Origin of the sequence: Burkholderia sp. MSMB0856 (genome assembly GCF_001524645.2) — a bacterium.
GTDB classification, from domain to species: Bacteria; Pseudomonadota; Gammaproteobacteria; order Burkholderiales; family Burkholderiaceae; genus Burkholderia; species Burkholderia diffusa.
Window position 1 is genome coordinate 83,599 of sequence record NZ_CP013427.1, and the last position, 14,122, is coordinate 97,720.

At 66.9% G+C, this 14,122-nt stretch carries 14 protein-coding genes; 8 read left to right on the forward strand and 6 right to left on the reverse strand.

From position 1 onward, the window contains the following. Window positions 1–83 precede the first annotated feature (83 nt). Both WS87_RS01390 and WS87_RS01395 read right to left on the reverse strand, forming a co-directional pair. Window positions 84–1,568 carry a sensor histidine kinase gene (locus WS87_RS01390; protein WP_059531258.1) on the reverse strand — a complete coding sequence of 495 codons (1,485 nt, stop codon included), beginning with the start codon at window positions 1,566–1,568 and terminating at the stop codon, window positions 84–86. Between the two features lie 116 nt (window positions 1,569–1,684). Then, window positions 1,685–2,377 carry a response regulator gene (locus WS87_RS01395; RefSeq protein WP_006401494.1) on the reverse strand — a complete coding sequence of 231 codons (693 nt, stop codon included), beginning with the start codon at window positions 2,375–2,377 and terminating at the stop codon, window positions 1,685–1,687. Window positions 2,378–2,500: 123 nt separating this feature from the next. Here WS87_RS01395 and WS87_RS01400 point away from each other — a divergent pair, with 123 nt between their 5' ends. Then, window positions 2,501–2,731, forward strand: coding sequence for a DUF3717 domain-containing protein (locus tag WS87_RS01400; protein WP_006756491.1), 231 nt, complete (start codon window positions 2,501–2,503; stop codon window positions 2,729–2,731). A 92-nt stretch (window positions 2,732–2,823) separates the two neighbouring features. Here the strand turns inward: WS87_RS01400 and WS87_RS01405 are convergent, their stop codons facing one another. Further along, on the reverse strand, window positions 2,824–3,132 hold the full coding sequence (locus WS87_RS01405) for a 4a-hydroxytetrahydrobiopterin dehydratase (RefSeq protein ID WP_059531247.1): 309 nt from the start codon (window positions 3,130–3,132) through the stop codon (window positions 2,824–2,826). 159 nt (window positions 3,133–3,291) lie between these two features. Then, window positions 3,292–4,218 (reverse strand): phenylalanine 4-monooxygenase, encoded by a 927-nt coding sequence (gene phhA / locus WS87_RS01410; protein WP_082750521.1) that lies wholly within the window; start codon window positions 4,216–4,218, stop codon window positions 3,292–3,294. Between the two features lie 106 nt (window positions 4,219–4,324). On the opposite strand from phhA, the gene WS87_RS01415 reads away from it, so the two are divergent. Beyond that, window positions 4,325–4,810, forward strand: coding sequence for an Lrp/AsnC family transcriptional regulator (locus tag WS87_RS01415; protein ID WP_006408082.1), 486 nt, complete (start codon window positions 4,325–4,327; stop codon window positions 4,808–4,810). 54 nt (window positions 4,811–4,864) lie between these two features. On the opposite strand, the gene WS87_RS01420 is transcribed toward WS87_RS01415, so the two are convergent. Both WS87_RS01420 and WS87_RS01425 read right to left on the reverse strand, forming a co-directional pair. After that, window positions 4,865–5,398 carry a class IV adenylate cyclase gene (locus WS87_RS01420; protein ID WP_059531241.1) on the reverse strand — a complete coding sequence of 178 codons (534 nt, stop codon included), beginning with the start codon at window positions 5,396–5,398 and terminating at the stop codon, window positions 4,865–4,867. A gap of 233 nt (window positions 5,399–5,631) precedes the next feature. Beyond that, on the reverse strand, window positions 5,632–6,531 hold the full coding sequence (locus WS87_RS01425) for a LysR family transcriptional regulator (RefSeq protein WP_059814553.1): 900 nt from the start codon (window positions 6,529–6,531) through the stop codon (window positions 5,632–5,634). 163 nt (window positions 6,532–6,694) lie between these two features. Here WS87_RS01425 and WS87_RS01430 point away from each other — a divergent pair, with 163 nt between their 5' ends. From WS87_RS01430 to WS87_RS01455, 6 genes are all read left to right on the forward strand, one after another. Next, the gene (locus WS87_RS01430) at window positions 6,695–8,380 is read left to right on the forward strand and encodes a GMC family oxidoreductase (RefSeq protein ID WP_059814669.1); all 1,686 of its coding nucleotides are present in this window, start codon (window positions 6,695–6,697) and stop codon (window positions 8,378–8,380) included. A gap of 471 nt (window positions 8,381–8,851) precedes the next feature. Beyond that, the gene (locus tag WS87_RS01435; RefSeq protein ID WP_040142748.1) at window positions 8,852–9,631 is read left to right on the forward strand and encodes an ABC transporter ATP-binding protein; all 780 of its coding nucleotides are present in this window, start codon (window positions 8,852–8,854) and stop codon (window positions 9,629–9,631) included. Beyond that, a complete protein-coding gene (locus tag WS87_RS01440; protein ID WP_059465973.1) occupies window positions 9,628–10,383 on the forward strand; it encodes an ABC transporter ATP-binding protein in 756 nt (251 codons plus the stop codon). Before WS87_RS01435 ends, WS87_RS01440 begins: the two co-directional genes overlap by 4 nt. Before the next feature lie 77 nt (window positions 10,384–10,460). Then, complete coding sequence (locus WS87_RS01445) at window positions 10,461–11,660, forward strand: ABC transporter substrate-binding protein (RefSeq protein WP_059814550.1); 1,200 nt, start codon at window positions 10,461–10,463, stop codon at window positions 11,658–11,660. A gap of 114 nt (window positions 11,661–11,774) precedes the next feature. Continuing rightward, complete coding sequence (locus tag WS87_RS01450) at window positions 11,775–12,659, forward strand: branched-chain amino acid ABC transporter permease (protein WP_059814543.1); 885 nt, start codon at window positions 11,775–11,777, stop codon at window positions 12,657–12,659. Continuing rightward, the gene (locus WS87_RS01455; protein WP_059699721.1) at window positions 12,659–13,633 is read left to right on the forward strand and encodes a branched-chain amino acid ABC transporter permease; all 975 of its coding nucleotides are present in this window, start codon (window positions 12,659–12,661) and stop codon (window positions 13,631–13,633) included. The genes WS87_RS01450 and WS87_RS01455 overlap by 1 nt, the downstream gene beginning before the upstream one ends. Window positions 13,634–14,122 lie beyond the last annotated feature (489 nt).

Genomic DNA, 14,122 nt, shown 5'->3' on the forward strand with positions numbered 1-14,122 from the left:
GCATCGTGCGCGGCTGCTTCACCTTCACCGGATGGCCGCCGCGCGGCCGTCCGTCCCGCCCGATACTGGCTGGCGCGCGCGCCTCAGTGCGTCGGCGCGGCGGCCGGCGTCTCGCTCGCCGGCTTCGCGGTGCGCTTGGCGAGCGGCACCCGCACCACGAAACGCGAACCGCCTTCCGCTGCATCCTCGTACGATACCGTGCCGCCGTGCATCGCGATGATGTCGTGCACGATCGCGAGCCCGAGCCCGGCGCCCGTCTCGACGCCGTTGCCGCTCTGCGCATCGCCGCGGAAGAAGCGCTTGAACAGGTCGGCCTGCTGGCCGGCCGGCACGCCCGGGCCGTTGTCCTCGACGACGATCTCGGCGGCCGGCTGGCCGTCCTCGAGCGCGCCGCGCGCGACGTTCACCGTGATCCGCGCGCCGGCCGGCCGTGCGAGCGGCACGTATTTCAGCGCATTGTCGAGCAGGTTCGCGATCACTTCGCGCAGCAGCACGGGGTTGCCGCGCACGTTCAGCGTCTCGTCTTCGCCGGGATCGTCGCTGCGCTGGAAGCCGAGGTCGACATGCGATGCGAGCGCACGCGGCACCCACTCGGCGCCCGTCTCGAACGCCATCGCGGCCAGGTCGACGTCGACGAAACGCGCGGCCTGTTCGCCCGGCTCCGCACGCGCGAGCGACAGCAGCTGATTCGACAGCCGCACCGCGCGGTCGGCGGCCGCGCGCAGTTCGCGCACCGCGGCGTAGGTCTGCTGCGGGTCGCGCGCGACGGCGGCCTGCTCGGCATGCAACTTCACGGCCGTGAGCGGCGTGCGCAACTGGTGCGCGGCGTCCGCGATGAACTTGCGCTGCGCGTCGAGCGCGGTCTTCAGGCGGCCGAGCAGCGCGTTCATTGCGCTCGTCAGCGGCCGGATCTCGAGCGGCACGTCGGTCTCGTCGACCGGCTCCAGCGACGTATGGGTCTGCCGGTTCAGCGAATCGGCGAGATGCGTGAGCGGGCCGAGCTGCTGGTTCACGACCCGCCACACGATGCCCCAGCCCGCGAGCAGCAACAGCAGCAGCGGCATCATGATCGCGACGAGGAATTCGGCCGCGATCCGGTAGCGGTGCCGCACCGGCTGCGCGACCTCGACCACCATCGGCTTGCCGCCTTCGACATCGTCGACGCGCACCTGCGCGACGCGCACCGCGCGATTGTCGTACTCGGCCTCGAACACGTACGCGTGATGCATGCGGCGCACGTTGATGCCGCGCAGCGGCAGCTTCGGGTCGCCGGCGAGTTCCTGTTCGCCGTCGCTGATCCGGTAGATCAGCGCCTCCGCCGGATCGGAGAACATCGCCTGCGCGAGCGGTGGCACCGTGAACGGCGCGTCCGGCCCGGCGATCTGGATCTGTTTGGAGATGGCGGTGGCGAGATCGGCGAGCGAGCGGTCGATCACGTGTTGCGTGTATTGCCACGCGAGCCAGTAGGCAATCAGGCCGCTCATCAGCGCGAGCATCGACAGCGGCGCGGCGAGGCGTCGAAGCAGCGAGCGGCGCAGGCTGGTGGTGACAGCCGGATCAGAAGACATTTCGACGGGCAAATGGATAAGCGCCGCTCACGGGGAGCGGCGCGGACGTGCGTCGGACGGCGACGCGGGCAGGGCGGCTTGCCGGCGGCACGCGGCCGGCCGGCGTGCGGCGCCGCTCAGACGCTCGCGGTCTGGCGGATTTCCTGCAGCAGGTAGCCGAAGCCGCGCACCGTGACGATTTCGACACGGCACTGCTCGAGTTTCTTGCGCACCCGGTGCACGTAGACTTCGATCGCGGTGTCGCCGAGATCGCCGCCGAAATGCGTGAGGTGATCCTGCAGCTGGGCCTTGCTGACCACGCGGCCGTGACGCAGCAGCAGCATTTCGAGCACCGCGAATTCGCGCGGCGACAGTTCCAGCGGCTTGTCGTCGTTGAAGATGCGACGATCGACGCCCGACAGGCGGACACCGCCGAGCGACACTTCCGGACGCGGCATGTCGCTGTGCGGGCCGCTGCGGCGCATCACCGCGCGGATGCGCGCTTCGAGCTCGGCCGGCTCGAACGGCTTGAGCATGTAATCGTCGGCGCCGGAGTTCAGGCCCTGAATCCGGTCGTTCAATTCGTCGCGCGCGGTCAGCACGATGACCGGCGTGTGGCGATTGGTCTGGCGAAAGCGTGTGAGCAGCGTCATTCCGTCGATGCCCGGCAGGCCGAGGTCGAGGATCACGAGTTCGTGGCGGTTTTGTGCCAGCGCCTGTTCGGCAAAGATGCCGTCATGCACCATGTCGACGGTGAAGCCAGCCTGCTCGAGGCTGCTCTGGATACCGCGTGCGATGGGGCGGTCGTCTTCGATCAGAAGGAGTCGCATGAAGTTCGCTCAAGTACAATGGGTTGGCGGTTCAGGCACGCGGACAGCACGACGCCGTTTCCACAGGGGCGCCGCATCGCCTGACAATCAAGCATGGCGGCCAGCGAACGATTAAATCCAATCATGTCCGATATTTCGATTCACGACCTCGAAGCCGCGATCAATTTCTGGCGCGCCCGCTCGCCGTCGAGCGGCGACGAACTCAAACTCTGCGAAGAGGCCAGCGCGCTCTCCAAGCCGTATGCGCTGCTGATTGTACAGCGCGAAGGCGCGCTGCAACTGGAAGGTTTAGACCCCAAGGCGCGGAAAGCGTACGAGACTTACGTGCGCCTTAAGGATGGCTTGGAAAGCTGAAGGCTTTCGCTGAGTACATCCTAGAAAACGTTCATCGAAATGAAAAGTTGACGCGCCGCGCGTCGAAAGACGCGCGGCGGTAGAGGAACGTCTCAGGCGGCCGGTTCCGTGTGGGCGCACACCTGGTCGATGAACGTCGCGAGCGCGATGTCGCGTTCGGTCAGGCCGTCCGCGTCGTGGGTCGACAGCGTCACGTCGACGCGGTTGTACACGTTGAACCATTCCGGATGGTGGTTCATTTCCTGCGCCTTGATCGCGACACGCGTCATGAAGCCGAAGGCCTCGTTGAAATCGGCGAAGCGCAGGCTGCGCTGGATCGCGTCGCGGCCCGGCACGGCCGTCCAGTGCGGCAGGCCTTCGAGCCGGGTCTTGCGTTCTTCTGATGTGAGCTTGTGGATCATGTTGCACCTCGTTCGGTAACGGCGCCCGCACGCGGGCAAGGGCCACGCGGCAAAGCCGGTACCGGTCATTGTTTCATAGTTGCGGGACGGCCATCCGGAGACGGACATTGGGAGGGGGCGGGCGCCGGCGCGCGAATCACGCCGACATGGCCCGCGGACTTACGCGTCGGCGTCGTCCGGCCAGCCTTCGCCCGTGCCGCGATGCAGCACGAGATCGCCGTCGACCACCGCGCCGGCCGGGAATTCGGGCAGCGCGGCCAGCCGGTCGGCCAGCGCACGGCCGTCGACGTCGGCCAGCGCGAACAATTGCGCGAAATCGTCGATCACGAAGTAGGTCTTCTGGAACGTGTCGATCCGGTAGCGCGTGCGCATCACGCGCTCGAGGTCGAAACCGAGCCGGTTCGGCGCCGCGCTTTCAATGCTGTACAGGCTCTCGCCCTTGCTCGACACGATCCCGGCGCCGTAAATCGACAGCCCGTTCGTGCCGTTCGGGTCGCGGATCAGCCCGAACTCCACCGTATACCAATAGAGGCGCGCCAGCCGCGCGAGCGCCGCTTCGTCGTCCGCCACCGCGAGCGCGGTGCGGCCGTATGCCTGCATGTAGTCGGCGAACACCGGCTCGATCAGGAGCGGCACGTGGCCGAACAGGTCGTGGAAGCAGTCGGGTTCCTGCAGGTAGTCGAGCTGATCGGGGCGCCGCATCCACCAGGTGACCGGAAACCGCCGGTTCGCGAGGTGCTCGAAGAACACGCGATCGGGCACGAGGCCCGGCACGGCGACGATTTCCCAGCCGGTGGCCGGTTTCAGCTGGCGATTCACGTCGGCGAACGACGGCACGCGATCGGCCGGCAAGTCGATCTTCCCGAGCCCCGCGACGAACGCGTCGCAGGCGCGTCCGCGCAGCAGCGCCGACTGGCGCGCATAGAGCTGCCGCCACACCGCGTGGTCGACCTGGCCGTAGCGTTCGAGCGGCTGGTCGATGGTGAAATCGGCGCGGGTTTCGAGGCCCGCGTCGAACTGCTCCTGCAGTTTCGCGGTGACGACGGTGGACATGGTGAGGCTCTGCACGCTGTGGTTGGGAACCATGCAAGTGTAGAGCGGGCGACATGCGGAATGGGCGCAAATATGGCGTTGATTCGCTTATTGATGCGATAATCGCGCATCAAAATGGGAATCAATGCGGAGAATGCTCATGCTGGAACTCGATCACTTCGATCTCGCGCTTCTGGACGTGCTGCAGCGCTTCGGCCGCGCGACGCACCAGCAGCTCGGCGAGGAGGTGCCGCTGTCGCCGTCGCAGATCGGCCGGCGGCTGCAGCGGCTGGAAGCGGCCGGCGTGATCGAAGGCTACCGCGTGATGCTGCGCCCCGAAAAGCTCGGGCTCGGCGTCACGGCGTTCACGAGCCTGAAGCTCAAGCACCACGGCGATTCGATCATCGAGCAGTTCCAGCAACAGATCGACGTGCTGCCCGAAGTGCTCGAATGTCATGCGGTGGTCGGCGACGCCGACTATCTGCTGCGGATCGTCGCGCCGGATCTCAACGCGCTGTCGCAGTTCGTGATGAAGAAGCTGATGCGCGTGCCAGGCGTCGACAGCGTGCGCTCGAACATCGTGCTGACGACCTTCAAGCGCAACGGCGCGCTGCCGCTCGCGCACCTGGCGCCCGGCGCCGCCTGACGCTGCGGCGGGGCCGACGGCGGGGCGCGAGGCGCCGCCGCGGACAGGGCCGGATCAGGCCGCTTCGGATCGTGCGTCGGCGTTCAGCAGGTCGACGTACGCGACCGCGACGAGATCCTCCTGCGCCACGCCGAGCTTCGCGAACACGTCATGGGCCTCGGCTTCGCCGCCGGCTTCGTCGTCGTCGGGGCCGAGCACCACTTCCAGTTCGATGAAGTCGCCGAGGCCGTCGACGCGATCGAGGTGGATCCGCGTGCGGCCGACGAGGTAGACGTGCCGTTCCTTCGTCACGATTCCGCGCGTGGTGAGCGCGGTCGCGAGCAGCGAGTGCATCGCGTCCGGGTTCGTCACCGGGCTGCGCGTGTAGTACGACGCCTTCGGGCCGTCACGGTCGTCGCGCTGATAGAAGATCAGTTCGGCCGGCGTGCCGTCCTCGAAGCGGCGCAGCTTCAGCCGGCCGCGCGGCACGTCGTAGAAGAAATCCTGCTGGCGGTAGAAGAGTGGTGCTTCGGCGGCGAGCTTGGCCGCCTGTTCGCGCAGCCGGTCGAATTCACGGGCGCGGGCTTTGATCTCGATGTTGCGGGCCATGCGGGTCTCCTTCAATCAGGGGTCTCGCGGTGTGCGAAGGCACAATCTAGCAAAAAGCCTGCGATGGTGGCGTGACGGGAAGGCGGGACGCGGCGACGCGCCGCGGAGCCGGCGATTCGCGCCCGTTCGCGATAACACCCGTCACTTGCAGGCGCCGATCGGGCACCTGATGCGCGTCGGACGCTGAAGTCCGGTGCCCGGTGCCCGATCGGCCGCACCAGCATCAGCGGCGCTCATATCGCCCATTGGGTCTCGATCAGCCGCAGGGCGGCCGCGATCGCCGGTTCGGCGCGCCGCTCGGCGAGCGTCACGAAAGTCAGTTCGGTCGGCACCGTCACGCGTTCGACGATCGTCAGCGCATGGGCGTGCGCTTCGGCCAACGCGATCGAGTCGCGCGCGAGCGTCAACCCGATCCCCGATTTCACGAGATCGAGCATCGATTGCTCCTGGTCGACCTCGGCGACCTTCACCGGCTGCGCGCCGGCCGCCGCGAACAGCCGTGACAGCAGCCGGTGATGGGCGGACGCCGGCGGCGTCCAGATCCACGGCAGCGCGGCGAGCGCGCGCCAGTCGTGCGCGCGCTGCACGCGCTCCTTCCAGCCGGCCGGCGCGAGCACGCGGTACTGGAAGTGCGTGAGCGTGACCGTGTGGAACAGCGCGTCGTCGCGCGGATCGTCCTCGCCGGGTCGGCCGATGTAATAGCCGACGTCGAGCGCCTGCGCGCGCACCTGTTCGAGCACCCAGCCGGACATCCCGTGCCGCAACGCGGTTTCTATCTGCGGATGGGTTTCGACCAGCGCGCGCAGGAAGCCGCCGAGCCGCAGGAAGCCGGGATCGAGGATCGTGCCGATCCGCAGCCGGCCGCGCACCTCGTGGCGCAGCGCAGCAGCGGCGCGCTGCACGTCCGCGGCCGCGGCCAGCGCGCGCTCCGCGTGCGGCAGCAGCGTCTGGCCGTCGCGCGTGAGCGCAAGCCCGCGCGACGTGCGCGTGAACAGCGTGACGCCGAGCGTTTCCTGCAGATGCTTGATCTGCAGGCTGACGGCCGGCTGCGTCAGGTGCAACTGCACGGCGGCGCGCGTCAGGTTGCCTTCGCGGGCGACCGTCGCGAACGCACGGAGCAGGGTGAGATCCATCGTCGTGATATGAGCGCAGCTTATAACGCGGTTCAGCATAACTCATTGGATCGGCGGCGGGCGGCCGGAGTACGCTTCATCGACCGCATCGCCCGCGACGCACTATGCTGAAAACGACGCGCGGAATCGCATGCGCGATACACAACAATCCATGGAGACACTCGTGAGTACTCAACGCACGCTCGAGGGCGAATTCGATTACGTGATCGTCGGCGCGGGCACCGCGGGCTGCGTGCTCGCGAACCGCCTGACCGAGGATCCCGAGATCCGCGTGCTGCTGCTCGAAGCCGGCGGCAAGGACGACTATCACTGGATCCACATCCCGGTCGGCTATTTGTATTGCATCGGCAATCCGCGCACCGACTGGCTGTACAAGACGCAGCCCGAGGCGGCGCTCAACGGCCGCGCGCTGTCGTATCCGCGCGGCCGCGTGCTCGGCGGCTGCTCGTCGATCAACGGGATGATCTACATGCGCGGCCAGCGCGAGGATTACGACGGCTGGGCGCAGGAAACCGGCGACGCCGGCTGGTCGTGGGACAGCGTGCTGCCCATCTTCAAGCGCAGCGAGGACCACCACGCGGGCGCGAGCGAGGCGCACGGCGCGGGCGGCTACTGGCGCGTCGAGAAGCAGCGGCTGCGCTGGGAGATCCTCGAATCGTTCGCGCAGGCCGCGCAGCAGACGGGCATCCCGGCGACCGACGATTTCAACCGCGGCGACAACACCGGGGTCGGCTATTTCGAAGTGAACCAGAAGCGCGGCGTGCGCTGGAATACGTCGAAGGCGTTCCTGCGGCCCGCGATGACCCGCCCGAACCTCACCGTGATCACCGGCGCGCAAGCGCAGCGCGTGATCTTCGACGGGCGGCGTGCGGTCGGCGTCGAGTATCGCGGCGGCGGCACCGACTACGTCGCGCGTGCACGCGCCGAAGTGCTGCTCACCGCCGGCGCGGTGAATTCGCCGCAGTTGCTCGAACTGTCGGGCATCGGCGCGGGCGCGCGGCTGCAGGCGCTCGGCATCGACGTCGTGCAGGATCTGCCGGGTGTCGGCGAGAACCTGCAGGATCACCTGCAGTTGCGGATGGCATTTCGCGTCGAAGGCGTACGCACGCTGAACACGCTGTCCGCGCACTGGTGGGGCAAGCTGATGATCGGCGCCGAATATGCGCTGCTGCAGCGCGGGCCGATGTCGATGGCGCCGTCGCAGCTCGGCGCGTTCGCGAAGTCCGATCCGGACGATCCCGCGCTCACGCGCCCCGATCTCGAATACCACGTGCAACCGCTGTCGCTGGAGCGTTTCGGCGAGCCGCTGCACGGCTTCAACGCCTTCACGGCGTCCGTCTGCCATCTGCGGCCGAGCTCGCGCGGCAGCGTGCATATCGCGAGCCCCGATGCGGGCGCGGCGCCGTCGATCGCACCGAACTATCTGTCGACCGACCACGATCGTCATGTCGCGGCGAATGCGCTGCGCCTCACGCGCCGGATCGCGTCCGCGCCGGCGCTCGCGCGCTACCGCCCCGAGGAGATCCTGCCGGGCACGCGGTACCAGACCGAAGCCGAACTGATCGAAGCGGCGGGTGCGGTCGGCACGACGATCTTCCATCCGGTCGGTACGTGCCGGATGGGGCGTGCGGACGATGCGCGCGCCGTCGTCGACAGCCGGCTGCGCGTGCGCGGCATCGCGGGGCTGCGGATCGTCGATGCATCGGTGATGCCGTTCATCACGTCGGGCAACACGAATTCGCCGACGCTGATGATCGCCGAGCGCGCGAGCGACATGATCCGCGCCGATCGACGTGCTGCGCACGACGCGACACAGGTGCGAACGGAAGCGGCGGTGACGGCAGCATGACGCCACGCTGACACGCGCGACAGCGGGCCGTCATCCGGGTGCCCGCTGATTCGCTATGCGAAACAAGCTGGCGCGTGCGGATCGCAACGGATCGACGACACGCACGCCGCGCATTGCTCGCAGTCTTCTTGTTGCGCGACGACATGACGCGCAGCGTAACGTGCCCGCGTTCGCGCAGGCACGCGTCGTGCGACCGAGCGACCGTCGATGATGCGCGTGTCAAAAAAAACGCGTCGAAATCCGCGCTCAGCCGCGTCCTATATGGCGGCCAGCCCTATAAGTGCAAATCCCGATGATTGCACTGCACCAACGGCGCGACAATGTTGCGCAGTGTGCATACGCGTCGGCGCGGGAGACCACCCTCGAGGCGTAATACGGCGCCCCGGGGGCAGCCCGCTGATCCGCGGTTCTGTTCGCGGTCGCTTGCGCGAATCTTCCCGGTGCTTCGCCTGACTTCGTACGGAAGGGAACATGATTCTCGGCGACACGATTCTCGAAACACGCGGACTGACGAAGGAATTCAGGGGCTTCACCGCCGTGAACGGCGTCAACCTGCGCGTGCGCCGCGGTGCGATCCATGCGTTGATCGGACCGAACGGCGCGGGCAAGACCACCTGCTTCAACCTGCTCACCAAGTTCCTGACACCGACGGCCGGCCAGATCGTCTTCAACGGGATCGACATCACCGACGAGCGGCCCGCCCAGGTCGCACGTCGCGGCATCATCCGTTCCTTCCAGATCTCGGCGGTATTCCCGCACCTGACCGCATTGCAGAACGTGCGCATCGGCCTGCAGCGCGCGCTCGGCACCGAATTCCACTTCTGGCGCAGCGAGCGCACGTTGCGGCGCCTCGACGATCGCGCGATGGACCTGCTCACGCAGGTCGGCCTCACCGATTTCGCGCACGTGCCGACGGTCGAGCTCGCGTACGGCCGCAAGCGCGCGCTCGAGATCGCGACGACGCTCGCGATGGAACCCGAACTGATGCTGCTCGACGAGCCCACGCAAGGGATGGGTCACGAGGACGTCGATCGCGTGACCGCGCTGATCAAGAAGGTCGCGAGCGGCCGCACGATCCTGATGGTCGAGCACAACATGAACGTGATCGCGGGCATCTCCGACACGATCACCGTCCTGCAGCGCGGCGAGGTGCTGGCCGAAGGGTCGTATGCGGAAGTGTCGAAGAACCCGCTGGTGATCGAGGCCTACATGGGCAGCGCCGATGCGGCGCTCGCGGGGGCGCACGCATGAAGCACAGCGAACGGGAGGAACGCGAATTGAGCGGCGTCGAAAGCGGCACGCCCGCGCTGGAGATCACGGGTCTCGAGGCCTGGTACGGGGAATCCCACATATTGCACGGTGTCGACCTGAGCGTTCATCGCGGCGAGGTCGTCACGCTGCTCGGCCGCAACGGCGCGGGCCGCACCACGACGCTGCGCGCGATCATGGGCCTCACCGGCCGGCGCAGCGGCTCGATCAAGGTCGCGGGCAACGAGACGATCGGCCTCGCGACGCATCGCATCGCGCATTTCGGCGTCGGCTATTGCCCGGAGGAGCGCGGAATCTTCTCGAGCCTGTCGTGCGAGGAGAACCTGATGCTGCCGCCGCCGATCGGGCCGCGCGAGCACGCGATGTCGCTCGACGAGATCTACGCGATGTTCCCGAACCTCGCGTCGCGCCGGCAGAGCCAGGGCACGCGGCTGTCCGGCGGCGAGCAGCAGATGCTCGCGGTGGCGCGGATCCTGCGCACCGGCGCGAACCTGCTGCTGCTCGACGAGATTTCCGAAGGCCTCGCGCCGGTGATCGTGCAGGCGCTCGCGAGAATGATCGTCGCGCTGAAGGCGCGCGGCTATACGGTCGTGATGGTCGAACAGAATTTCCGCTTCGCCGCGCCGCTCGCCGACCGCTTCTACGTGATGGAACATGGCCGCATCGTCGAGCATTTCCGCTCATCCGAACTGGAAGGCAAGATGCCGATCCTTCACGACCTGCTCGGGGTGTGACGCCGCCCCGTTTCCCTTGCCGCTAGCCGTGGCGGCCTTCGAACAACCACAACGCATCAGAAGAACAGGAGACGTCAATGAAAATGAAGACCCTCGCACACGCGTGTCTCGCGGTCGCGACCGCAGCGTTCACCGCCGGCGCCGCACACGCCGCGGATAGCGTGAAGATCGGTTTCGTCACCGACATGTCGGGGCTTTACGCGGACATCGACGGGCAGGGCGGCCTCGAGGCGATCCGCATGGCCGTCGCCGATTTCGGCGGCAAGGTGCTCGGCAAGCCGATCGAAGTCGTCTATGCCGATCACCAGAACAAGGCGGACATCGCCGCGTCGAAGGCGCGCGAGTGGATGGACCGCGGCGGGCTCGACCTGCTCGTCGGCGGCACGAATTCGGGGACGGCGCTGGCGATGGCCAAGCTCGCCGCGGAGAAGAAGAAGGTCTACATCAACATCGGTGCGGGCGCGGACACGCTGACGAACGAGGAGTGCACGCCGTACACGGTGCACTATGCATACGACACGATGGCGCTCGCGAAAGGCACCGGCTCGGCGGTGGTGAAGCAGGGCGGCAAGAGCTGGTTCTTCCTGACCGCCGACTACGCGTTCGGCAAGGCGCTCGAGAAGAACACGTCGGACGTCGTGAAGGCGAACGGCGGCCAGGTGCTCGGCGCGGTGCGGCATCCGCTGTCCGCGTCGGATTTCTCGTCGTTCCTGCTGCAGGCGCAGTCGTCGAAGGCGCAGATCCTCGGCCTCGCGAACGCGGGCGGCGACACGATCAACTCGATCAAGGCCGCGAAGGAATTCGGCATCACGAAGACGATGAAGCTCGCCGGGCTGCTGATGTTCATTAACGACGTGCACAGCCTTGGCCTCGAGACGACGCAGGGCCTGGTGCTGACCGACAGCTGGTACTGGAACCGCGACGCGGCGTCGCGCCAGTGGGCGCAGCGCTACTTCGGCAAGATGAAGAAGATGCCGTCGAGCCTGCAGGCGGCCGACTATTCGTCGGTGACAACCTATCTGAAGGCCGTGCAGGCGGCCGGCACGACCGACTCCGACAAGGTGATGGCCGAGCTGAAGAAGATGAAGATCAACGACTTCTACGCGAAGGGCTTCATTCGCCAGGACGGCAGCATGATTCACGACATGTACCTGATGGAAGTGAAGAAGCCGTCGGAATCGAAGGAGCCGTGGGACTACTACAAGGTGCTCGCGACGATTCCGGGCGATCAGGCATTCGGCACCAAGCAGGAATCGCGCTGCGCGCTGTGGAAGTAAGCGCGACGTAGAGCCGCGCGGCGGCGGGCGCAGCGATGTGCCCGCTGCGCCGCCCGTGCGCGCGACGGCTTGAACGTTGCGCACGCAACGAAACTCATACTGACGGCTAAGTCGATGGAAATCTTTGGCATTCCGTTGCCGGCGATGCTGAGCCAGTTGCTGCTCGGGCTCGTCAACGGCTCGTTCTACGCGATCCTGAGCCTCGGCCTCGCGGTGATCTTCGGGCTGCTCAACGTGATCAACTTCGCGCACGGCGCGCTGTTCATGCTGGGCGCGATGCTCGCGTGGATGGGGCTGTCGTACTTCGCGTTGCCGTACTGGGCGATGCTCGTGCTCGCGCCGCTGATCGTCGGTGCGTTCGGGATCCTGATCGAGCGTTCGATGCTGCGCTGGCTGTACAAGCTCGATCACCTGTACGGGCTGCTGCTCACGTTCGGCCTCACGCTCGTCGTCGAAGGCGTGTTCCGCTCGCTCTACGGGTCGTCCGGCCAGCCGTACGACGTGCCGTCGCAGCTGTCCGGCGCGACCAATCTCGGCTTCATGTTCTTGCCGAACTACCGCGCGTGGGTGGTCGTCGCGTCGCTCGCGGTGTGTCTCGCGACCTGGTTCGTGATCGAGAAGACGCGCCTGGGCGCCTATCTGCGCGCCGGCACCGAGAACCCGAAGCTCGTCGAGGCGTTCGGGGTGAACGTGCCGATGATGATCACGCTCACCTACGGCTTCGGCGTCGCGCTCGCGGCGTTCGCGGGCGTGCTCGCGGCGCCGGTGATCCAGGTGTCGCCGCTGATGGGCCAGCCGATGATCATCACCGTGTTCGCGGTAGTCGTGATCGGCGGGATGGGCTCGATCCTCGGCTCGATCATCACGGGGCTGCTGCTCGGCGTGATCGAGGGCTTCACGCGCGTGTTCTATCCGGAAGCGTCGGCCACGGTCGTGTTCGTGATCATGGCGATCGTGCTGCTGATTCGTCCGGCGGGCCTGTTCGGCAAGGAAAAATGATGCAGAGAAAAGTGCTCTACGGCGTGCTGCTCGCGGCACTGCTCGCCGCGCCGTTCATCGGTGCGTATCCGGTGTTCGTGATGAAGGTGCTCACGTTCGCGTTGTTCGCGGCCGCGTTCAATCTGCTGATCGGCTATACGGGGCTGCTGTCGTTCGGCCACGCGATGTTCCTCGCGACCGCCGGCTATGCGACCGGTTATGCGATCCAGACGCTCGGCTTCACGCCCGAGCTCGGTGTGCTCGTGGGCACGTTCGCCGCGACGCTGCTGGGGCTCGTGGTCGGCCTGTTCGCGATCCGCCGGCAGGGCATCTACTTCGCGATGATCACGCTCGCGTTCGCGCAGATGGTCTACTTCATCTACCTGCAGGCGCCGTTCACGCACGGCGAGGACGGCCTGCAGGGCGTGCCGCGCGGGCACCTGTTCGGGCTCGTCGACCTGTCGAACGACGTCGCCCTCTACTACGTCGTGCTCGCGGTGATCGTCGCGGCGTGCGCGTTCATCGTGCGGATCGTGCACTCGCCGTTCGGCCAGGTGCTCGTTGCGATCAAGGAGAACGAGGCGCGCGCGATCTCGCTCGGCTACGACACCGACCGCTTCAAGCTGCTCGCGTTCATCCTGTCGGCCGGGCTCGCGGGGCTGGCCGGTTCGCTGAAGGTGCTGGTGCTCGGTTTCGAGACGCTGTCCGACGCGTACTGGACGATGTCGGGTCTCGTCGTGCTGATGACGCTCGTCGGCGGGATGGGCACGCTGTTCGGGCCGTTGCTCGGCGCGGCGCTGATCGTCGCGCTGGAGGACCGGCTCGGCGACATCGGCGAATGGCTCGCGTCGGCGACCGGCATCGGCTGGTTCCACTCGCTCGGCGAATCGACGACGATCGTCACGGGGCTGATCTTCATCGCATGCGTGCTTGCGTTCAGGCGCGGGATCGTCGGCGAGATGGTCGCGCGGGTCAAGACGCTCAGGCCGTCCTGATTGCAGCGCGGCGGCCGGCGCGGCGCGTTGATGCGAAGCACCATCCGGGCCGGCCGGGAAGGGCGTTTCGGCGGCCTCGTGCCGGTGCCGCGCGGCGAGACTGGTGCCCCATTTTCGTGCGGCGATGCACCATAGGGGTAAATGCTAAGTTGTCGCAGGGTGAAAGGTCCTTTAATCTTCGTTTCAGTTCTGATGCACCGCGAAACGAATTTGCAGGTGGAGAACGAGGAGACAATCGAGGCACAAAGTGCCCGGACCCCAAAGCGCTGTTGGACGGAATCCAACAGCGCTTTTTCATTTGGTGCGCGAATTTCCATTGCTGGTGCAGGGCAGTGGCGCCGCATTCTGCCCCACCTCGCTCGCCTCATCCCGTCTCCCCGTTTTCATCCATTCCTGCCGGCCGATCGCCGCCGGCGCGCAGCCGCGTGCATTGCCGTCCGGGCTTACCCGGTTGGCGTGCGCAAAAAGCGTCCGTTACACTCAGCTTTC